The organism is Methylobacterium mesophilicum SR1.6/6 (genome assembly GCF_000364445.2).
Classification (GTDB): Bacteria; Pseudomonadota; Alphaproteobacteria; order Rhizobiales; family Beijerinckiaceae; genus Methylobacterium; species Methylobacterium mesophilicum_A.
Genome location: NZ_CP043538.1, coordinates 5,434,721 through 5,453,828, shown reverse-complemented (window position 1 = coordinate 5,453,828; position 19,108 = coordinate 5,434,721). Strand labels below are relative to the sequence as shown.

Below are 19,108 nucleotides of genomic sequence, written 5' to 3'. Positions count from 1 at the left end.
CTCTTCCAGGGCTCCGCCCTGGACCCGCGAGAGGGCGCGCCCTCTCGACACCCGTTACGAGGTTACCGTGAAGCGTCTGGTCGTCACCGCGGATGATTTCGGGCTGAGCCCCGAGGTCAACGAGGCCGTCGAGCAGGCCCATCGCGACGGGATCCTCACGGCGGCGAGCCTGATGGTCTCGGCGCCGGCCGCCGCCGACGCCGTGGCGCGGGCCCGGCGGATGCCGTCCCTGCGAGTCGGGCTGCACCTCGTCCTCGTCGAGGCGTGGCCGACCCTGCCGGCCGCCGAGCTGCCCGACCTGACCGATGACGCCGGCCTGATGCGCGCCGACATGGCCCGACTCGGCCTCGACTTCGCCCGCAGGCCCGCGGCCCGGCGCCAGCTCGCCGCCGAGGTCCGGGCGCAGTTCGAGGCCTACCGGGCGACCGGGCTGCCGCTGGACCATGTCAACGCCCACAAGCACTTCCACGTCCACCCGCTGATCGCGGGCGCGGTCCTGCGCATCGGCCGCAATTTCGGGATGCGCGCCCTGCGGGTGCCCCGGGAGCCGCGTGAGATCCTGCGCCGCGCCGAGCCTGGCGCCCGCCCGAAGCCGGCCCTCGACATCGCCCCCTGGGCGGCGCTGCTCGCCGTGCGCGCCCGGCAGGCCGGGCTGCTGATCCCGGACCGGACCCTCGGGCTCGCGTGGTCCGGCGCCATGACCCCCGCCCGGGTGGCGGCGCTGCTCACGCATCTCCCGGATGGCCTGACCGAACTCTACACGCATCCGGCCACCGGCGGCGGATTCCCGGGGGAAGCCCCGGGCTATCGCTACGCCGACGAACGGGACGCGCTGGTGGCGTCCACATCCCGTGCGGCGGCCGAGAGCTCCGGCGCGATCCGGGGCGGCTTCTCCGACTTCCTGCGTTGATCTCCCGAGATATCTGACTAAAGTCAGATATCATGGATCGTAGCGCCGTCGCCCGAATCCGCCGTTTCGCCCGCGCTGTAACAGCCGAGGTCGGCGCACTCGACAACTCCTTCCTCGGCCGGGGTCGACCCCTGGGGGCGGCGCGCGTCCTGAACGCCATCGGGGCCGGGCGGACCGACATCGCCGCGGTCCGTGCCTATCTCGGTCTCGATTCCGGCCTCATGAGCCGCCTGCTGCGGAGCTTGGAGGACGAGGGTCTGATCGAGATCGCGGCGCACCCCGCGGATGGACGCCGCCGGGTCGCAACCCTGACGGAGGCGGGGCAGCGGGAGTTCCGGGCCTACGAGGATCTGTCCGACGCCCGCGCCGCGGAACTTCTGGCGCGCGCCCCGCAGGTTGATGCTCTTCTGAACGCCATGGATCGCGTTGCCCTCGTGCTGGCCGCCGACACCATCGGGATCGAAGAGGCCGACCCGGCGAGCGAGCCGGCCCGGTCCAGCCTCGGTGCGTACTATGCGGAATTGGCCGCGCGCTTCGCGGGCGGCTTCGACGTGGCCCTGTCCTGCGATCCCGAGGCCGCCGATATGGTGCGGCCGCGCGGCACCTTCCTGCTCGCCGTCGCGGACGGCCTGCCGGTGGGATGCGTCGGACTCAAGGGCAACGGCGGCCCGGTCGCGGAGATCAAGCGGCTCTGGATCGATCCGGCCGCCCGGGGCCTCGGTCTCGGCAAACGCCTGATGGGCGAGGCCGAGGCCGCCGCCCGCGACCTCGGCATCCGGACGCTGCGGCTCGACACCAACAGCGCCCTCCCCGAGGCGTTGGCCCTCTACCGGCGCTCGGGCTGGGTGGAGATCGACCGCTTCAACGACGACCCCTACCCGGATCTCTTCTTCGAGAAGGCTCTCTGACCGGCCGCTACTTGGCCGGGACCGGATCCTTCATCGTGGTGCTCTTCCTCAGCGCCGCGCCCGCGGCCTTCTCGGCTTCCGGGCGATCCTCATCCGGCTGAACCGGCGGCTCGCCCAGCGTCGCCGGGACCACGAAGAACGCCGCCACCAGGGTGAAGAACAGCGACAGCGCCAGCAGCTTGCCCATGCTGGCCGTGCCCGGATGGCTCGACAGGACCAGCGACCCGAAGGCGCTGCCGGTGGTCAGCGCCGAGAAGAAGATCGCCCGGGTCAGGCTGGAGGCGAGCATGTCGGTCACGCCCGCCCGCCACGCGATCACGTAGTAGATGTGGAAGGCCACGCCGACCGCCAGCATCAGCGGCAGGGCGATGATGTTGGCGAAGTTCAGCGGCATGCCGACGATGCGAAGGGCCATCAGAGTCCACAGGGTCGCGATCACCAGCGGGCCCAGCGTCATCGCCACATCCCAGGGTTTGCGCAGCGCCACCGACAGGATGACGAAGATCAGCACGAAGGCCGTCACAGCCGCCTGCACGAAAGCGCCCAGGATGGTGTAGCTCGACTGCGTGGTCGCCACCGGCGCGCCGGTGGCGTGGGGCGCGACCTTCAGCACCTCGTCCGAGAAGGTACGCAGCACCTGATCGTCGTTCGAGTCGCCCTTGGGGTGGACCTCGATGCGGGCGCGGCCGTCCGCCGCCACCCAGTCGGCCTTGAGCTGCGGCGGCAGGTTGTCGAGGGTGATCTTCTCCGGGTGCAGCAGGTCGCGCAGATGCGCCAGCAGCGGGCCGAGATCCTTGGTCAGGGCGACCGAGGCGGCCTCGCGCTGCTGGACCGGGCCGGCGGCGAGCTTGTCGAGGGTGCCGGCGAGCTGCTTGGCGACCTGGGCGCCCTTCGCGTCGCCCTTCGGCTCGTTCGCCACGCCGTTGAGCGCCGTTGCGGCGTCCTTCAGGGCCTTGACGTTGTCGGCATCGGTGGGCGGCGGCGGGCGGCGGCCGGGGTTGAGCACCGGATCGAGGAGCTGCGCCGTGTCGGCGATCTGCGCGAGCTTCTTGTCCTGGTCCCGCGGCACGAAGGTGTCGATGCTGTTGACCGAATCGGTGACCGGCAGCGCCGCGAGCTTCTTGGAGAGCGCCGGGACCGCATCCACGCTCGGGGCCAGGACGTCGATGACGTTCGGGCTGGTCTCGGGGTTCTTGATCAGGTCGAGGTAGGTCGCGATCGACTGCGTCTTGGCGCTGCGCAGATGCATCGGGTTGGAGTCGAACGGCAGGTGCCAGAGCAGCGGCGCGCCGGCCAGCGTGACCAGACCGACGGCGATCAGGATCGGCTTGCGGTGGCGGATGATCCACGGATCGACGCCGACGAGCCACTCGGTCTGGACAGCGGCCTTCTCGCCCTCCGGCTTGAACACCGCGATCAGCGCCGGCAGCAGGGTCAGGGAGAACAGGAAGGCCACGACCATCCCGACGCCGGCGATCAGGCCGAGCTCCGACACGCCCCGGAAGGCCGTGGGCAGGAAGGCGAAGAACCCCGCCACCAGGGAGACTGCGGCGAGGGTCAGCGACCAGCCGACCCCGCGGGCGGCGGCGCGGATCGCGCTGTCGAGGCTCGGCTGCTCGTAGCGGTCCGCCCGGTAGCGCACCGAGAACTGGATGCCGAAATCGATGCCGAGGCCGACGAACAGGGCCGCGAAGGCCACCGAGATCGGGTTCAGCTCCTTGACCATGACGAGGCCGAGGGCGGCCGTGACCACGAGGCCCGCGAAGGTCGTGATGATCACCGCACCGACGAGCTTGCCCGAGCGCAAGGCCAGCCAGAGGAACAGCACGATGGCGCCGACGATGATGCTGTTGTTGAGGCCCGCATCCTCCGAGAGCGTGGCGAATTCCTCGTCCGCGACCGCGACCGTGCCGGTCAGCCGCATGCGCAGGCCGTGGGCCGCGTCGATCTTGAGGTCCTGCGCGACGTTGCGGATCAGCTTCGTCGCCTGGTAGCCGGGCTCCAGGGCGTTGAAGTCCAGCACCGGCTGGATGATCACGAACTTCATCTTGTCCGTGACGCGGGTCTCGCCGTTCGACAGCAGCTCCTGCCAGGACATCCGCGCCGGCTGGCCCGCCAGCACCTTCTGGAGCGTGGCGTCGATCTGCCCCATGGGTTTCTCGAGATCCTCGAGCTTGGCGTCGCCGGTCTTCACGCCGCGCGCGCCCAGCGTCAGCACCCGCATCACGCCGCGCAGGGACGGGTCGGCGGCCAGCGGCCCGAGCAGCCCCTGCTGTTGGGTCAGGGCCTCGAGGGTCTTGTCCAGTTCGGCCTGGGACATCAGCAGCAGGCCGTTCTTGTCGAAGAACGGGCCGCCGTCCGGGCGATAGACGGTCTCGATCAGGTTCTTGTGGGCGGTGAGCGCCTTGGCGAGGTTGGCGGCCGCCTCCTCGGTCTCCTCGGGGGTCTGCCCGTTGATCACCGCCACGATCGTGTTGGTGCGCTGCGGGAAGGCCTGCTCGTAGTTGATCTCGTCCTGACGCCACGGCTCCTTGGGGTCGATCAGCCGCTCGACATCCGTATTGATTCGGAACAGGTGCGCCGCGACGCCGGCACTCGCGACCGTGACGAACGCCACCAGGGCGATCACGATCCACCGATACCGCACCGAGAACGCGACGAGACTTTCGATCACGAGCACCCTGCCTGTTCGCCTCGGATACGCCTCCGGCGCATCCGGCTCATCCAATCCGGCTCAGCGGGATCCCGACGGCCGGCGCCACCGGGATACGGAGCCCCCTGTGTCGGCCGCGCCGTGCTCCGCCCGGACACGCCTCGGGTTCGAGGAACGCTGTACTGTCCGCACCGGCCGTGCGGCGCGATGCGCGCGGATCGTGGCCGATATGGACTCCCGCGCCGCGATCCACCATGGGCCGCTCTTGCGTTACGGCCACGGGGCTCAGTAAAGAGAGCGATGCCAGAATGCAACGCGACCGCCTCGGTGTGGTCCTTGCACCCGTCCATGTGCGCTAGCGCACGGCGTCCTCGGCGGGTTGACCAAAATCTGGGTGTTTCGGTCGCATTGCCGACGCATTGCGCGTGCTGACCTCAGCGACCGGGTTTCCCAGTCCAGCGCGTCTGCGCATGCGGACCATGTGGCGGCGTTGCGTCAGGCGCGGAATAAGATGTCATGATCCCGCCGAAACGGGGTCGTTTGAGATTAGTTCCAAGCTAGGTCGCTAGAAATCGGGATTTTTTCGCGTTAAGCACCCCAACGCCCCGGGGTCGACGAAGTGAAGGAGCCGCAATCTTGGGTATCCCCCTCCGGTACGTCGCGAAGATCGGCGGCTACATCCTGAAGCAGCACCTGACGGGCCGCAAACGCTACCCGCTCGTGATGATGATGGAGCCGCTGTTCCGCTGCAATCTCGCCTGCGCCGGCTGCGGCAAGATCGACTACCCGGACGAGATCCTCAACAAACGCCTGCCGGTCGCCGACGCGCTCGAATCGGTGCGCGAGTGCGGCGCCCCCGTGGTGGTGATCGCCGGCGGCGAGCCGCTCCTGCACAAGGACCTGCCGCAGATCGTCGAGGGCATCATCGCCCAGAAGAAGTTCGCGATCGTCTGCACGAACGCGCTGCTCCTCGAGAAGAAGATCAAGGAGTACAAGCCGAGCCCGTACTTCACGTGGTCGATCCACCTCGACGGCGACAAGGAGATGCACGACCAGTCGGTGTGCCAGCGCGGCGTCTACGACAAGGCCGTGGCGGCGATCGCGAAGGCCAAGGAGATGGGCTTCCGCGTCACCATCAACTGCACCTTCTTCAACAACTCCAGCCCTGAGAAGATCGCCGACTTCTTCGACAGCGTGACCCGGATGGGCATCGACGGCATCACCGTCTCCCCCGGCTACGCCTACGAGCGCGCCCCCGACCAGAAGCACTTCCTGAATCGCAAGGCGACCAAGGAGCTGTTCCGCGGCGTGTTCCGGCACGGCAAGGAGAAGGGTCGGGAGAAGTGGACCTTCCAGCAGTCGGGCCTGTTCCTCGACTTCCTGGCCGGCAACCAGACCTACCACTGCACCCCGTGGGGCAACCCGACCCGCACCGTGTTCGGCTGGCAGAAGCCCTGCTACCTGCTCGGCGAGGGCTACGCGGCGACCTTCAAGGAGCTGATGGAGACCACCGACTGGGACGCCTACGGCACCGGCAACTACGAGAAGTGCGCCGACTGCATGGTCCACTCGGGCTACGAGGCCTCCTCGGTGGTCGATTCGGTCCGCAAGCCCTGGAAGCCGCTGGTGCACGCGATCCGCGGCATCAAGACCGACGGCGCGATGGCCCCCGAGGTCAGCCTCGAGAACCAGCGCCCGGCCGAATTCGTGTTCTCGCGCAACGTCGCGCAGAAGCTGTCCGAGATCAAAGCGGCCGGCGTCGACACGAAGCAGGAAGCCCGCAAGCGCACCGCCGCCTGATCCGGGCGCAGCGCTGACGATGAGACCCGCGGTCGACAGCCGCGGGTTTTTTCGTACCAGGGGCCTGCCTGCGCTCAGGGTCGCCCGCGGCCGCCGCCATCGAGCCGCGGGATGTGCGCGGCGCAATCCCGGGGCAGCGCTCCCGTGAGCCGCGGATCCGGCGCCACTTCGACGTGCACGGCGTAGGGCTCGAAGCCCGAGCGCCTGTAGAAGGCGAGCGCTCCGGGATGGTCCAGGGTGCAGGTGTGCACCCAGAACCGTGCGATCGGACGCGACCACGCCCGCCGGATCGCCTCGTCCATGAGTGCGCGACCCAGTCCGTTCCCGATGAGATCCTGCGTCAGTCCGAGAAACACCAGTTCGCAGGTTCCGGCCTCCCGGAAGTCCAGCTCCAGCATCCCGACGTTCTGCCCGCCCCGACGGAGCGCCCGGATCTCGACCCGCGGATCGGCGAGGATCGCCGCCAGCGCGTCCTCCGGCATGGTGAGCCGCGAGAACCAGAGCCAGTCGGCACCGACCGCGCGGAACAGGCCCCGGTAGCTATCCGGATCGGCGGGGACAAGCGGCTCCAGCCGGAGCCCGGCCGGGAGGGGTCGCGGCGGGCGCGAGCACGGCGGGCGGAGCATCTCCAGGCTTGTGACGATCGTGGCGATATGGCCGGGCGGCACCGCCGCGTAGCCGGGTCCGAGCATCGGGATCGCCGGACCTGCGATCATGCCTAGGCCGCCCGGACGCGTCGCCGCGCGAACAGCCAGGGTAGGACGCAGGCTGCCGACACCGCGATCGAGAGCGCGTAGGCGAGGACAGGATCGAGCTGCCCGACCATCAGGTGGACGCAGACGTAGAAGGCGAGCACGCCGAAGGCGCCCTGGGCGCTGCCGCGCACCACGTCGAGGGAGGCGCCGACGCCGTCTTGGTAGCGGGCGAAGGCGATGAGCGGCCAGGAGATGATCGGGATCGGCGCGAGGACGCCGCTCAGGCCGGGGCCGAGCAGCGGCGCGAGGCCGGAAACCGCCAGGACCAGGATCGTCGCCGCCGCGAGGCGCGCCGGCATGTCCCAGCGCGGCGGCCTCGGCCGGTGCCGCTGAGCGCCCTCCGGCGGGCAGAGTGCGACCACCAGCGCCATCAGCGGAAGGTCGATGGCCGTGGCGAGCCAGAGCCCGGGCCGGACGAGTCCGTGCAGCAGCATCCCGCCGAGCGCGAAGGCCGCAAGGGCGGCGCCGATGGCCCGGAGCGGCGTGGTCCGCGGCGCGCAGAGGGCATAGGCCAGGTAGCAGAGGGTGACCGCGCCGAGCCCCTCCGCCGAGCCCACCGCGGCCTCGGCGGCGAAGCCCTCGCCCTGCTCGACGGCGAGGTAGATCGAGATCGGCGCCGAGGTGAGCGGCAGGCCCGAGAGCAGGCCGCCGACGAGGCTGCCCCACCGCCGGGCGGCCGCCGAGACGGCCCACATCAGCGTCGGGGTCACGGCGATCTTGGCGGCGATCAGGCTCATGGGACGCGTCCGGGCCTCACGCGGCCTCGGGCGGCCCGTCGTCGTCGGGTCCGGTGGGCGAGTGGAGGATGTCCTCCAGCTCGTCCACCAGCCGGTCGATCTGGTCCTCGGTGGCGAGCACCTTCAGGACTTCACCCGACTCGGCCTCCACGGCCAGCTCGATATGCGGGCCGACCCGGGCCGTCAGGATCCGGGCCAGGATCTTGATTGCACTCATGCGTATGCACCCTCCGCCGCAATGATGCCGACCGCCACCGCCGGCCCGCAGGTCGAGATCCAGTCGCCCGCACCGTCGATCCGGTCCCCCAGAAGCGACACGAGGAGCCTCGACGGCCGCCCGACTCGTGCGGCGAGGCGCTCGCCCAGGAAGGCGCCGGCGCCGCAGAGGATCAGGGGCGCATCGGCGGCGATGTCCGGCCGGCTGAGCAGGAGTGCCGCCGCGTCGTGCAGCAGGCGCAGCTGCGCCTCGGCGAAGTGACCCGCCAGCGCCGCCCAGGCCCCCGCCGTTCCCTCCCGGCGGTCGCGGCCCACGATGCGGGCGAGCCGGGTCTCGCTCTCGGGGACCGACTTGCCCTTGCGGTCGCCGCTGGCCTGCTGGTCGGCTCCGTCGGGCAGAAGCCCAAGGATCCGGTAAACGTCGGCCATGTGGGCGAAGGTCTCGGTCATCAGCCGGGTGCGGCGGCCCGCGAAGGGCGCGTGGTCGGCGAGCGCGATCACTGGCGTGCGCACGACGCCGGTGTAGACGAGTTCGCCCGTCTCCAGGCGCTCGGCGTCGCTGTAGCCGGTCGCTGCGGCCCGGCCGCCGACGACCGGGATCAGGTCCGCGGTGGTCGAGCCGATATCAACCAGCAGGGCGTCCGGGGTGATTCGCCCGAAGAGCGCCGCCGTCGCGTGCCAGTTGGCGGAGGCCACATCCGCCGACACGGCGGCGGCCTCCTCCGGGACGACGAAGCCGCAGCGGCCGGCATAGATCCGCACGTGGCCCCGCAGCTGCGCGGCGGCCCAGCCGGACAGGGCCGCCACGCCCGCTTCCCGATCGGCGAAGCAGTCGGTCAGCTCGCCGGTCATGGTGACGGCGTGCTGGGCGTCGGCGCGCGCCCAGTCCGGCAGAGCGGCGAGCGCCCCGTCGAGGGCCGGCACGCCCTGCCAGAGCGGACAGGGAACCTGGGCGGCGTCGACCACCCGGCCCGCCACGATCCGCGCGGCCTTGACGTGGACCCCGCCGAGGTCCCACCCGATGGTCTCTGGAGGAGGTGAAGGCATATGACCGCGACGCGCGCCTCGACGGACCACAGGATCGGGCGCCCCGGCTTCGCGGTAATCCCGGTGCTCGACCTCCGCGGCGGCCGCGTGGTGCGGGCGCGCCGGGGCGAGCGCTCCTCCTATGCCCCGATCGAGACGCCCTTGGCAAAGGGCTCCGCGCCCGACGCGGTGGCGCGGGGGCTCCTCGGCGCGTGGCCCGCCGGGATCCTCTACGTCGCCGATCTCGACGCGATCATCGACGGGACGCCGCCGGATCTGCACGCCCTCGAGGCCGTCGCGACCGCCTGCCCCGGCATCGCGCTCTGGGTGGATGCCGGCTTCGCCGAGGCGGCCTCCGTGGACGCGTTCCTGGCTTCCGGCCTCGGGCGGCCGGTGATCGGCAGCGAGAGCCAGGCGGATGCCGATCTCGTCACCTCGCTCGGGGACCGCGCCGTGCTCTCCCTCGACACAAGCGGCGCGGAGCGTCTCGGGCCGGCCTCCCTCCACGACGACCCGTCGCTCTGGCCGCCCGAGGTGATCGCCATGACCCTCGCGCAGGTCGGTGCCGGCGCGGGGCCCGCCCTCGACGCCCTCGCGGCCCTGCGCGCGCGGGTGCCGGACCGCCGCCTCTACGCGGCGGGAGGCGTGCGCGGCCCGGAGGATCTGCGGTCCCTGCGCGCGGCCGGCATCGCCGGGGCGCTGGTCGCCTCCGCGCTCCACGACGGCAACCTGTCCCAGGCCATCGCGCCCGACCTCGCCTGACGCTTCCGGCCCGTGCCGGGGGCTGCTAAACCCCCGATAGAGAATCCACCTTCAAGAGCCGTCAGACGATGGAAAAGTTCACGACCCTCGAGGGCGTCGCGGCGCCCATTCGGACGATTAATGTCGATACCGACCGGATCATCCCGGCGAAGTACCTGAAGACGATCAAGCGGACGGGTCTCGGCAAGAGCCTGTTCGCCGAGATGCGCTACCGCGAGGACGGCTCCGAGAATCCGGACTTCGTGCTGAACAAGCCGGCCTATCGGGACGCCAAGATCCTGGTCGTGGGCGACAATTTCGGCTGCGGCTCGTCCCGGGAGCATGCGCCCTGGGCGCTGGCCGATTTCGGCATCCGCTGCGTCATCTCCACGAGCTTCGCCGATATCTTCTTCAACAACTGCGCCAAGAACGGCATCCTGGCGATCGTCGTGGCGCCCGAGGACCTGGAGAAGCTGTTCGAGGACGCCGAGCGCGGCGCGAACGCCACCCTGTCGATCGACCTCGACGCCCAGACGATCAAGGGTCCGGATGGCGGCCAGCTGCACTTCGATATCGAGGAAGGCCGCAAGCACAACCTCCTGAACGGGCTGGACGAGATCGGCCTGACGCTGGCGCGCGCCTCGGCCATCGACGCCTACGAGGAGAAGCTCGCGCATCGGGAATGGGCCTGAGCGGCCGGACTATCGTTCCGACGGCGGCCGCCTCGGCGGTCGACCGCCGTTCGGGATCGGCCTCGGGCTTTTCCAGACCTCACCCGAGCCGCATCGACAGTTCCACGTCCTCGGCGAACCGGACCGACAGGTAGCCGCGGCTCGGTGCGCGCACCCGCGCCAGATAGTCCGGGCTGTGATCCGCGTTGTCGGCGACGACGAGGGCGCCCGGCCGGAGGCGGCTCTCCACGAGGCTGAGAACCTCCGGGTAGAGGCCCTTAGCCCCGTCGAGGAGCACCAGGTCGACCGCGTCGGGCAGGTCGAGGCCGAGGGTCTGAAGGGCGTCGCCCTCGCGGAATTCGACGAGGTCCGCCAACCCGGCCTCCATCAGGTTCGCCCGCGCCCGCACCACCTTGGACGGCTCGAACTCGCAGGTGACGAGCCGGCCGCCGCCGTTGTCGCGCAGGGCCGCGGCGAGGTGAAGGGTCGAGAGGCCGAAGGAGGTGCCGAACTCGACGACCGTCCGCGCGCGGCAGCTCCGGGCGAGCATGTAGAGCAGCCGGCCGGTCTCCCGCGAGACCGCGAGCGGCATGTCCTTGAGCCGGCTGTAGAAGTCTCGATAGCCGGTGCTGCTGCCCATGAGGCGCGTCCGCTCGTCCGCCGAAAGATCCCCGATGGCGCTCAAGGGTGAGGACGTCTCCGCCTGGGCGAAGAGACTGTCTAACAAGGATGCGATACGCGGTTCTGCGAGTGTAGAGGCTGAACGTGACATGGTGCGTTGCTTTCCGTCTTGCATGTTTGACTGAACACAACGCAGAATACCGGCGCCCCCTGCCCTCGCCTATTCGCGTTCCGAGCGCCACCCCATGCCCGATCGGCCAAGTCCCGGAATCTCCAAGCGGAAACAGCCCCGGCAGGCCCGCTCCAACGACCTCGTCGCGGCGATCCTACAGGCGGCCACTCAGGTTCTGGCGGATGGCGGACCGGAGCGTTTCACGACGGCGCGGGTGGCCGAGCGGGCCGGCGTGAGCATCGGCTCGCTCTATCAGTACTTCCCCAACAAGGCGGCGATCCTGTTCCAGCTGCAGAGCGACGAGTGGCGGGACACGACCACCCTCCTCGCCGGGATCCTGCTGGATCGCGAGACGGCGCCGGACGATCGCCTGCGCGCCGCCGTCCACGCCTTCGTGCGCTCGGAATGCGCGGAGGCCGAGATGCGGCGGGCCCTGGACGAAGCCGCCCCGACCTATCGCGACGCGCCCGAGGCCGCGGAGCCGCACTTCGCCGGCACGCGGGCGTTCCAGGACTTCCTGCGCGCGGCGCTCCCCGCAACGCCCGAGGCGGAGCTGCGCGTCGCGGGCGAGATCATCGCGATGACCCTCGCCGAGGTCGGCGAGCGCATCTCGGAGACGGTGCGGACCGAGGCCGCCATGAACGCCTCCGCCGGAGCCCTGGCCGACATGCTCTGCGCCTACCTGGGACACCTCGGAGGCGGAGCCGCGATGGTCGCGCCATCCTGAAGGCGCCCCTCCGCGTCGATCCGGGAACGCCGCGGACCGGGCAGGCGGGCCGGCTCAGCCGCCCTCGCCGGTGAATGCCTCGAAGGCACGCGCGGTGTAGACCAGCGCGGCGCCCGCGTTCAGGGCTACGGCGACGCCGAGCGCCTCCACCACCTCCTCCCTGCTGGCCCCGGCCTTGCGCGCAGCCTCGGAATGGACGGCGATGCATCCGTCGCAGCGGGTCGTCACCGCCACCGCGAGGGCGATCAGCTCCCGGGTCTTCGCGTCGAGCTTGGGCTCCTTCGGGGTCGCGGCGGCGAGCTGATCGTGGGCTTGAAGTAGCGCCGGACTGACCGCCCCGATGCGCCCGAGCGTGCTCACCAATTCGGCGCCGTACTGCTTCCAATTCTTCATCATGGGCCGCGTCTCCCTGGTTCGACCATCCCGCCTCTCTCGGGCGGCACTGGTGCCAACCTACCGATAGGTAGATCCGGAGGTCAAGGTGCGCGTCTCGGCCACACGCTTCGTTAACCCACATGTCGCCTGATTCCGGCTGCAGATTACGTCCCGGACTCTGAGGATCGCCGACATGCCGAAGCACCCGACAGGACCGAGGACCGCGCGCGCCCTCGGTCTCTTCGCCGGCATCGCGGCCCTGCCCCTGGCGAGCCTGCCGGCCCGGGCCGACTTCGACGGCTGCCTCGCCGGGATCCAGTCGCAGGCCGCCGCGGCCGGCGTCTCGGCGCAGACCTTCCGGGCGGCGACGAGCGGGATCAGCTACGACGACAAGGTGATCGAGCTGTCCCAGGCGCAGCCTGAGTTCAAGACGCCGATCTGGGACTACATGGCCGCGCTGGTGGACGACGAGCGGGTCGAGGACGGACGCGCGGCCATGCGGCAGAACGCGGGCGCCCTCGCCCAGGCCGAGTCGCGCTACGGGGTCGACCGCTACACGATCGCGGCCGTCTGGGGTGTCGAGTCGAATTTCGGCAAGAACCTCGGCAAGATGCCGCTGGTGCAGTCCCTGGCGACGCTGGCCTGCTCGAACAACCGCCGCCGGGACTTCTTCCGTGGCGAGCTGATCGCCACCCTGCGGATCATCGAGCGCGGCGACATCGCGCCGGAGCGGCTCACCGGCTCCTGGGCCGGCGCCTTCGGCCAGACCCAGTTCATGCCCACCACCTATCACCGCCTCGCCGTCGACGGCGACGGCGACGGGCGGCGCGACGTAGTCGACTCGACGGCCGACGCCGTGGCCTCCACGGCGAACTTCCTGCACGTCGCCAAGTGGCAGCACGGTCAGGTCTGGGGCTACGAGGTGAAGCTGCCGCGCGGCTTCAACGTCGGCGCCGCCGGTCGCAAGAACAAGAAGCCGGTCGCCCACTGGTCGTCGCTCGGCGTGACCCGCGTGGACGGCCGTCCGCTCTCGGGCGAAGGTCCGGCCGGAATCATCGCGCCCGCCGGCATCGACGGGCCGGCCTTCCTGGTCACCAAGAACTTCGACGCGATCTACTCGTACAACGCCGCCGAGTCCTACGGCCTCGCCATCGCGGTCCTGTCGGATCGCCTGCGCGGCAAGGCCGGCGTCCAGGCGGCATGGCCGACCGACGACCCGCCCCTGTCGCGGGCGGAGCGGCGTGACCTCCAGACCCGGCTGGCCGCCCGCGGCTACGATGTCGGCGAGCCGGACGGCAAGGTCGGCCAGAAGACGCGCGACGCCATCAAGGACGTGGAGCGCCGGCTCGGCATGGCGCCCACGGGCCGTCCTGGCGGCAAGGTGCTGGAAGCCCTGCGCGGCGGATGAGCCGGCGGCTGATCGCGTCGGGCTCGCCGTTCGAGCGGGATTACGGCTACTCGAGGGCGGTCGTCGACGGGGACACCGTCTTCGTATCCGGAACGACTGGCTACGACTACGCCACCATGACGATGCCCGAGGGCGCCACCGCGCAGGCGGAGGCGTGCTGGCGGACGGTCGGGTCGGTGCTCGCCGAGGCCGGGGCGAGCCTCGCCGGCATCGTGCGCGCCACCTACTATGTCACCGACCGAGGCGACGCCGAGGCGGTGCTGGCCGTCTGCGGACGGGTGCTGGCCGACGTGCGGCCGGCGGCCACGATCGTGATCGTGGCCGGGCTCCTGCGCCCCGAGATGCGGGTCGAGATCGAGGTCACGGCGCGGATCGGGTAGGCTCTGCGCACGATCGCGGTGCTCGGATAACGACATGTCACCTGCCCTCTACGCCGCCTTCATCCTCGCCTCCCTGGGCCTCATCGCCCTGCCTGGCCCGAATGTCGGGCTGATCGTCGCGACGAGTCTGCGCCATGGGACGCGCTACGGTCTCGCCACGGTGCTGGGCACGACGGCGGCCATGCCGCCGCAACTCGCGCTCACCATTCTCGGCGCGAGCGCGCTGCTCGAGACTTCCGCGACGTGGTTCGAGATCCTGCGCTGGGTCGGCGTCGCCTACCTGCTGGTGCTCGCGCTGCGGGCCTGGCGCGTCTCCAAGGCCGAGGCGCCGCTCGTCCTCCCGCCGCGGTCGGTCCGCGGGATCGTCCTGCGCGGCTTCTTCGTCTCGCTGACCAATCCGAAGACTCTGCTGTTCTACGGCGCCTTCCTGCCGCAGTTCGTTGTGCCCGGTCCGGCGGCCGCGGGACAGATGACGCTGCTCGCCGTCACCTTCGTGGTCCTGGCGCTGGCCCTCGACTCCGCTTGGGCGATGCTCGCCGGCCGTCTCCGCGGTCGCGCGGCGCTGCCGGCGCGGTTGCGCGATCGGATCAGCGCCGGCTTCTATGCGGGTGCTGGGCTGGGGCTCGCGCTCGCCCGGCGGTCCTGATTCGAGCCGCTCGCGGCGGCCGCGGGCTCCGCGAGCGCCGCCAGGCAAGCGGGCCCGACGCTTGCCGCAACCGCGTCGTTCACGCGCCGGGCGCGGGTGCCGGCGGCTGCAGGCATGAAAAAGCCGGCCCGGCTGAGCCGGACCGGCCTGTCGCGTAGGGCCGCTCCGGCGCTGGCCGAGCGGCGATGGACGACTTACTCCGCGGCGGCGGGTGCCTCGGCGGCCGTGTCCTTGGCCTTGTAGCGGTCGGTGCGCTCGACGATGCGGGCCGACTTCCCGCGGCGGTCGCGCAGGTAGTACAGCTTGGCGCGGCGCACCTTGCCGCGGCGGGCCACCTTGATCGAATCGATCATCGGGGAATGGACCGGGAAGACGCGCTCCACGCCCTCGCCGTAGGAGATCTTGCGAACCGTGAAGCTCTCGTTGAGGCCACCGCCCGAGCGGGCGATGCAGACGCCCTCGTAGGCCTGAACGCGGGTGCGCTCGCCTTCCTTCACGCGGACGTTGACGATGAGCGTGTCGCCCGGCTCGAAATCCGGGATGGTCTTGGCGAGGCGCGCGACTTCCTCGCGCTCCAGCTGCTCGATGATGTTCATGGCATAGCTCCGGCCGTCGCGCCGTTCCGCCCCTCATGGGCGTTCGGCGCCAGGATTTCGGCGATCCTGTTGTGAGTTGCGCGGGTCTCTACAGGATCGCCGCCGGCTTGTCGATTGCCTTGCGCGCGGCCCGATCCGGCACCGTCAGGCGGCCGTTGCGCCCGCCTCGGGCAGCACGCAGGCCGACAGAAAGGCCGCCAGATCGTCCGTGATGTGGTCGATATGCGGCTCGCGCACCGCCTCCTGCTCGAAGGCCTCGCGGTAGGGATCCGTGATCCGGGGCACCACCAGCACGGTCGCCATGCCGAGGTCGTGCGGTACGGCGAGGTTGCGGGCGATGTCCTCGAACAGGGCCGCGCGAGTCGGCTCGACTCCGTGGACGCGCAGGAACAGCTCGTAGGTGGAGCGCTCAGGCTTGGGCACGAAGTCGGCGGCGGCTATGTCGAATACGTCCTCGAAATGGTCGAGGATGCCGAGCTTGGCGGCGACGTTCTCGGCGTGGCGGCGCGAGCCGTTGGTCAGGATCAGCTTGCGGCCCGGAAGCCGCTCGATCGCGTCGCCGAGGTCCTTGTCGAGCTTGATCGACGAGTGGTCGATGTCGTGGGCGAAGTCGAGGAAGTCGTGCGGATCGACGCCTTCCTCCTGCATCAGGGCCGACAGCGTCGTGCCGTAGCGGTGATAGAAGTGCTTCTGCAGGGCCCGGGCGGAGATCCCGTCGAGGCCGTAGAGCCGCATGACGTAGAGGGTGATGCGCTCGTCCACCTTCGGCCAGACCTGCGCGTCGCTCGGGTAGAGGGTGTTGTCGAGGTCGAACACCCAGGTGTCGACGTCGGCGAACCCGCGGGCTGCGGCGGTGGTGAACTGCGCCTTGTCGGGGTGATGCACCGGCATCCCTTCTGGAGTCGTGGTCCCCAAGCTTGAGTCTGGACCTGAAAGGCCAAGCTCGCAAGGCCGGCTTGCACGGAGCTGGACCGGGGCACGACAATGCGCGAGCGGGACGGAAGTTGCCCTCCCGCTCGCGGTCGCCGGGTCGGCCGGCGAAGGGCCCTCAGCCGCGCCGGATCAGCGTGCCGGCGCCGTAATCGGTGAAGAGTTCCAGCAGCACCGCGTGGTTGACCTTGCCGTCGAGGATGACGACCGCCTCGACGCCGCGCTCGATCGCGTACATGCAGGTCTCGATCTTGGGGATCATCCCGCCCGTGATGGTGCCGTCGGCGATCAGGCGGCGGCAATCCTCGACGGTGAGTTCGGGGATCAGCTTCTTGTCCTTGTCGAGCACGCCCGGGACGTCGGTGAGCAGCAGCAGGCGCTTGGCCCGGAGCGCCCCCGCGATCGCCCCCGCGAAGGTGTCGGCGTTGACGTTGTAGGTCTGGCCGTCCGCCCCGTAGGCGACGGGCGCCAGAACGGGGATCAGCTCGGCCTTCAGCACCGCGTCGAGGACGCCGCGCTCGACGTGATCCGGCTCGCCCACGAGGCCGAGATCGACGGTCTGCTCCACGTGGCTCTCGGGATCGACCACGGTCTTCATCGCCCGCTTGGCCCGGACCATATTGCCGTCCTTGCCGCACAGGCCGACCGCCCGGCCGCCCTCGGCGGAGATCCAGCCGACGATCTGCTTGTTGATCAGGCCGGCCAGGACCATCTCGACCACCTCGACGGTGGCCTCGTCGGTCACGCGCAGGCCGCCGCGGAACTCGGACTGGATGCCGAGCCGGTCGAGCATCCGCCCGATCTGCGGGCCGCCGCCGTGCACGACGATCGGCTTCAGGCCGGATTGCTCCAGCAGGACGATATCCTCGGCGAAATCCTCTGCGGCCGCCCGGTCGCCCATGGCGTGGCCGCCGTACTTGATCACCACGATTTCCTGGTCGTAGCGCTGCATGTGGGGCAGCGCCTGGGCCAGGACCTCGGCGCGCACGTGCACGTTCGGCAATTCGGTCATCGCGGTCCTTCGCCGATCCTCGGGGCGGGGCCGCCGGGGCGGATCTGAGGCCGTCCCGCCGGGCGGTGGCGCTTCTACAGGAAGCCGCCCGCGCTGCGAAGCCGCATCGCGCCGGGGGATCCGACGCGCGCGATCCCGTGCGGACCGGGGAGAACAGCCGTGCTGTCAAAAAAACGTCACGCCTCCGGGGTGTTGCATGCTGGCGACAGATTGGAGCGCATCCAAGGTCGTCCGGGTTGCGGAACGGCGCGGCCCGGATCATGCTGCGTTGCAACAAGCGCGGGGCGGGCTGCCGGAGGGCCGAATGCGGATCGCGATGATTGGGGCCGGATATGTCGGCCTGGTCTCCGGAGCCTGCTTGGCGGATTTCGGCCACAGCGTGGTCTGCATCGACCGTGACCCCGACAAGATCGCGAGCCTGAACGCTGGCCGCATGCCGATCTACGAGCCCGGGCTCGATGCCCTGGTGGCCGAGAACGTCAGGCAGGGGCGGCTCGCCTTCCGCACCGCCATGCCGGAGGCGGTGGCCGAGGCCGACGCGGTGTTCATCGCGGTGGGCACGCCCTCGCGCCGCGGCGACGGCTTCGCCGATCTCAGCTTCGTCTTCGACGCCGCCCGGGAGATCGCCGGTGCGCTGTCGGGCTTCACCGTGGTGGTGACCAAGTCGACCGTTCCGGTCGGGACCGGCGACGAGGTCGAGCGAATCATCCGGGACGCCAATCCCGCCGCCGAGGTCTCGGTGGCGTCGAACCCGGAATTCCTGCGGGAGGGCGCGGCGATCGCGGACTTCAAGCGCCCCGACAGGATCGTGGTCGGCACGCAGGATGCCCGCGCCGAGGCGGTGATGCGCGAGGTCTACCGGCCGCTCTACCTCAACCAGGCGCCGATCCTGGTCACGGACCGGCGCACGGCCGAACTCACCAAATACGCCGCCAACGCCTTCCTGGCCGCCAAGATCACCTTCATCAACGAGATCGCGGATCTGTGCGAGCAGGTCGGCGCCGACGTCCAGCAGGTCGCCCGCGGCATTGGGCTGGACAAGCGCATCGGGCCGAAGTTCCTGCATGCCGGTCCCGGCTACGGCGGCTCGTGCTTCCCCAAGGACACGCTGGCGCTGGTCAAGACCGCCCAGGATGCCGGCACCCCCCTGCGGCTGGTCGAGACCGTGGTGGCGGTCAACGACCAGCGCAAGCGCGCCATGGCCCGCAAGGTGATCAAAGCCTGCGGCGGCTCCGTCCGCGGGAAAACGATCGCGCTCCTCGGCCTGACCTTCAAGCCCGACACCGACGACATGCGCGACGCGCCCTCGCTCGCCATCGTGGCCGGGCTGCAGGATGCGGGCGCGAAGGTGCGCGCCTACGATCCGGAGGGCATGGACCACGCCCGCGCCCTGATGCCCGGGGTGGATTACGCCGAGAACGCCTACGCCTGCGCGGAGGGCACCGAGGCGGTGGTGATCGTGACCGAGTGGAACGCGTTCCGTGCGCTCGACCTGGACCGGCTGCGCAGGATCATGTCCTCCGCGGGATCCGCGCCCGTGCTGGTCGACCTGCGCAACATCTACGATCCCGCCAGCGCCGCGCGACACGGTTTCACCTATTGCGGTGTCGGACGAAACAAGGAGAGCGGGGCGCCGAGCGCGTCCTGATCATCGGAGCGGCGGCCGGCGCCGCGCTATTCTTGCGCCAGATCTGTGCGGCGCCTCGAAGATCTCTTGGGGGATCCGGCCAGACGGCTTCCGGCCGCCGGGTCGCAACTGTGGCTTTTCGATGATCGTCCCAGCGTCTCAACAGGCAGCCGGGCTGTTCAATCCTCGGATTCTGA

The 19,108-nt window shown here is 70.4% G+C and carries 20 protein-coding genes; 10 read left to right on the top strand and 10 right to left on the bottom strand.

Annotation, left to right across the window (positions count from 1 at the left end):
* The first annotated feature begins 67 nt into the window (after positions 1–67).
* Together hpnK and MMSR116_RS25755 are read left to right on the top strand one after the other, a co-directional pair.
* Positions 68–910, top strand: coding sequence for a hopanoid biosynthesis-associated protein HpnK (hpnK, locus tag MMSR116_RS25760; protein ID WP_039894917.1), 843 nt, complete (start codon positions 68–70; stop codon positions 908–910).
* Between the two features lie 32 nt (positions 911–942).
* A complete protein-coding gene (locus tag MMSR116_RS25755) occupies positions 943–1,818 on the top strand; it encodes a bifunctional helix-turn-helix transcriptional regulator/GNAT family N-acetyltransferase (protein WP_010687454.1) in 876 nt (291 codons plus the stop codon).
* A 7-nt stretch (positions 1,819–1,825) separates the two neighbouring features.
* Here MMSR116_RS25755 and MMSR116_RS25750 read toward each other — a convergent pair whose 3' ends face one another.
* Positions 1,826–4,492: an MMPL family transporter gene (locus MMSR116_RS25750; RefSeq protein ID WP_010687453.1), complete on the bottom strand. Its 2,667-nt coding sequence runs from the start codon at positions 4,490–4,492 to the stop codon at positions 1,826–1,828.
* 615 nt (positions 4,493–5,107) lie between these two features.
* Here MMSR116_RS25750 and hpnH point away from each other — a divergent pair.
* Entirely contained in the window at positions 5,108–6,271 is a 1,164-nt protein-coding gene (gene hpnH, locus MMSR116_RS25745; protein ID WP_010687451.1) for an adenosyl-hopene transferase HpnH, read from the top strand.
* A 74-nt stretch (positions 6,272–6,345) separates the two neighbouring features.
* Here hpnH and MMSR116_RS25740 read toward each other — a convergent pair whose 3' ends face one another.
* Genes MMSR116_RS25740 through MMSR116_RS25725 form a run of 4 tightly spaced genes read right to left on the bottom strand, consistent with a single transcriptional unit; the run spans position 6,346 to position 9,026 of the window.
* Entirely contained in the window at positions 6,346–6,987 is a 642-nt protein-coding gene (locus tag MMSR116_RS25740; RefSeq protein ID WP_039894916.1) for a GNAT family N-acetyltransferase, read from the bottom strand.
* A gap of 2 nt (positions 6,988–6,989) precedes the next feature.
* Positions 6,990–7,763, bottom strand: a complete 774-nt coding sequence (locus tag MMSR116_RS25735) for a hypothetical protein (protein ID WP_010687449.1) — start codon at positions 7,761–7,763, stop codon at positions 6,990–6,992.
* A gap of 16 nt (positions 7,764–7,779) precedes the next feature.
* A complete protein-coding gene (locus MMSR116_RS25730) occupies positions 7,780–7,980 on the bottom strand; it encodes a hypothetical protein (protein ID WP_010687448.1) in 201 nt (66 codons plus the stop codon).
* Positions 7,977–9,026: a hydantoinase/oxoprolinase family protein gene (locus MMSR116_RS25725; protein WP_039894915.1), complete on the bottom strand. Its 1,050-nt coding sequence runs from the start codon at positions 9,024–9,026 to the stop codon at positions 7,977–7,979. Before MMSR116_RS25725 ends, MMSR116_RS25730 begins: the two co-directional genes overlap by 4 nt.
* Between MMSR116_RS25725 and MMSR116_RS25720 the strand changes: the two genes are divergently transcribed.
* Together MMSR116_RS25720 and leuD are read left to right on the top strand one after the other, a co-directional pair.
* Positions 9,027–9,767, top strand: a complete 741-nt coding sequence (locus MMSR116_RS25720; RefSeq protein WP_051072325.1) for a HisA/HisF-related TIM barrel protein — start codon at positions 9,027–9,029, stop codon at positions 9,765–9,767. It begins immediately after the preceding gene.
* A 68-nt stretch (positions 9,768–9,835) separates the two neighbouring features.
* Positions 9,836–10,438, top strand: coding sequence for a 3-isopropylmalate dehydratase small subunit (gene leuD, locus MMSR116_RS25715; protein ID WP_010687446.1), 603 nt, complete (start codon positions 9,836–9,838; stop codon positions 10,436–10,438).
* A gap of 79 nt (positions 10,439–10,517) precedes the next feature.
* On the opposite strand, the gene MMSR116_RS25710 is transcribed toward leuD, so the two are convergent.
* On the bottom strand, positions 10,518–11,189 hold the full coding sequence (locus tag MMSR116_RS25710) for an O-methyltransferase (protein WP_010687445.1): 672 nt from the start codon (positions 11,187–11,189) through the stop codon (positions 10,518–10,520).
* Between the two features lie 94 nt (positions 11,190–11,283).
* Here MMSR116_RS25710 and MMSR116_RS25705 point away from each other — a divergent pair, with 94 nt between their 5' ends.
* Positions 11,284–11,937, top strand: a complete 654-nt coding sequence (locus MMSR116_RS25705; RefSeq protein WP_010687444.1) for a TetR family transcriptional regulator — start codon at positions 11,284–11,286, stop codon at positions 11,935–11,937.
* A 54-nt stretch (positions 11,938–11,991) separates the two neighbouring features.
* On the opposite strand, the gene MMSR116_RS25700 is transcribed toward MMSR116_RS25705, so the two are convergent.
* Positions 11,992–12,333: a carboxymuconolactone decarboxylase family protein gene (locus tag MMSR116_RS25700; protein ID WP_010687443.1), complete on the bottom strand. Its 342-nt coding sequence runs from the start codon at positions 12,331–12,333 to the stop codon at positions 11,992–11,994.
* A gap of 172 nt (positions 12,334–12,505) precedes the next feature.
* Here MMSR116_RS25700 and MMSR116_RS25695 point away from each other — a divergent pair, with 172 nt between their 5' ends.
* The 3 genes from MMSR116_RS25695 to MMSR116_RS25685 are packed head-to-tail and all read left to right on the top strand — an operon-like array spanning position 12,506 to position 14,746.
* Positions 12,506–13,720, top strand: coding sequence for a lytic murein transglycosylase (locus MMSR116_RS25695; protein ID WP_010687442.1), 1,215 nt, complete (start codon positions 12,506–12,508; stop codon positions 13,718–13,720).
* The gene (locus MMSR116_RS25690; protein ID WP_010687441.1) at positions 13,717–14,100 is read left to right on the top strand and encodes a RidA family protein; all 384 of its coding nucleotides are present in this window, start codon (positions 13,717–13,719) and stop codon (positions 14,098–14,100) included. The genes MMSR116_RS25695 and MMSR116_RS25690 overlap by 4 nt, the downstream gene beginning before the upstream one ends.
* 34 nt (positions 14,101–14,134) lie before the next feature.
* Complete coding sequence (locus MMSR116_RS25685; protein WP_010687440.1) at positions 14,135–14,746, top strand: LysE family translocator; 612 nt, start codon at positions 14,135–14,137, stop codon at positions 14,744–14,746.
* 194 nt (positions 14,747–14,940) lie between these two features.
* Here the strand turns inward: MMSR116_RS25685 and rplS are convergent, their stop codons facing one another.
* The 3 genes from rplS to argB all read right to left on the bottom strand — a co-directional run bounded on the left by rplS (position 14,941) and on the right by argB (position 17,284).
* Entirely contained in the window at positions 14,941–15,342 is a 402-nt protein-coding gene (rplS, locus tag MMSR116_RS25680; protein WP_010687439.1) for a 50S ribosomal protein L19, read from the bottom strand.
* A gap of 144 nt (positions 15,343–15,486) precedes the next feature.
* Positions 15,487–16,233 (bottom strand): pyrimidine 5'-nucleotidase, encoded by a 747-nt coding sequence (locus tag MMSR116_RS25675; RefSeq protein WP_039894914.1) that lies wholly within the window; start codon positions 16,231–16,233, stop codon positions 15,487–15,489.
* A 157-nt stretch (positions 16,234–16,390) separates the two neighbouring features.
* The gene (gene argB, locus MMSR116_RS25670) at positions 16,391–17,284 is read right to left on the bottom strand and encodes an acetylglutamate kinase (RefSeq protein ID WP_010687437.1); all 894 of its coding nucleotides are present in this window, start codon (positions 17,282–17,284) and stop codon (positions 16,391–16,393) included.
* A gap of 304 nt (positions 17,285–17,588) precedes the next feature.
* Between argB and MMSR116_RS25665 the strand changes: the two genes are divergently transcribed.
* Positions 17,589–18,932 carry a UDP-glucose dehydrogenase family protein gene (locus MMSR116_RS25665; protein WP_039894912.1) on the top strand — a complete coding sequence of 448 codons (1,344 nt, stop codon included), beginning with the start codon at positions 17,589–17,591 and terminating at the stop codon, positions 18,930–18,932.
* The last annotated feature ends 176 nt before the right edge of the window (positions 18,933–19,108 follow it).

Excerpts from the sequence above, each read along its gene's own strand:
- MMSR116_RS25665 (WP_039894912.1), top strand. The coding sequence starts at position 17,589 with ATGCGGATCGCGATGATTGGGGCCGGATATGTCGGCCTGGTCTCCGGA.
- MMSR116_RS25695 (WP_010687442.1), top strand. The coding sequence starts at position 12,506 with ATGCCGAAGCACCCGACAGGACCGAGGACCGCGCGCGCCCTCGGTCTC.
- MMSR116_RS25675 (WP_039894914.1), bottom strand. The coding sequence starts at position 16,233 with ATGCCGGTGCATCACCCCGACAAGGCGCAGTTCACCACCGCCGCAGCC.
- MMSR116_RS25755 (WP_010687454.1), top strand. The coding sequence starts at position 943 with ATGGATCGTAGCGCCGTCGCCCGAATCCGCCGTTTCGCCCGCGCTGTA.
- MMSR116_RS25710 (WP_010687445.1), bottom strand. The coding sequence starts at position 11,189 with ATGTCACGTTCAGCCTCTACACTCGCAGAACCGCGTATCGCATCCTTG.
- rplS (WP_010687439.1), bottom strand. The coding sequence starts at position 15,342 with ATGAACATCATCGAGCAGCTGGAGCGCGAGGAAGTCGCGCGCCTCGCC.
- MMSR116_RS25725 (WP_039894915.1), bottom strand. The coding sequence starts at position 9,026 with ATGCCTTCACCTCCTCCAGAGACCATCGGGTGGGACCTCGGCGGGGTC.
- MMSR116_RS25690 (WP_010687441.1), top strand. The coding sequence starts at position 13,717 with ATGAGCCGGCGGCTGATCGCGTCGGGCTCGCCGTTCGAGCGGGATTAC.
- MMSR116_RS25705 (WP_010687444.1), top strand. The coding sequence starts at position 11,284 with ATGCCCGATCGGCCAAGTCCCGGAATCTCCAAGCGGAAACAGCCCCGG.
- MMSR116_RS25735 (WP_010687449.1), bottom strand. The coding sequence starts at position 7,763 with ATGAGCCTGATCGCCGCCAAGATCGCCGTGACCCCGACGCTGATGTGG.
- MMSR116_RS25720 (WP_051072325.1), top strand. The coding sequence starts at position 9,027 with ATGACCGCGACGCGCGCCTCGACGGACCACAGGATCGGGCGCCCCGGC.
- MMSR116_RS25730 (WP_010687448.1), bottom strand. The coding sequence starts at position 7,980 with ATGAGTGCAATCAAGATCCTGGCCCGGATCCTGACGGCCCGGGTCGGC.
- leuD (WP_010687446.1), top strand. The coding sequence starts at position 9,836 with ATGGAAAAGTTCACGACCCTCGAGGGCGTCGCGGCGCCCATTCGGACG.
- MMSR116_RS25740 (WP_039894916.1), bottom strand. The coding sequence starts at position 6,987 with ATGATCGCAGGTCCGGCGATCCCGATGCTCGGACCCGGCTACGCGGCG.
- MMSR116_RS25685 (WP_010687440.1), top strand. The coding sequence starts at position 14,135 with ATGTCACCTGCCCTCTACGCCGCCTTCATCCTCGCCTCCCTGGGCCTC.
- argB (WP_010687437.1), bottom strand. The coding sequence starts at position 17,284 with ATGACCGAATTGCCGAACGTGCACGTGCGCGCCGAGGTCCTGGCCCAG.
- MMSR116_RS25700 (WP_010687443.1), bottom strand. The coding sequence starts at position 12,333 with ATGATGAAGAATTGGAAGCAGTACGGCGCCGAATTGGTGAGCACGCTC.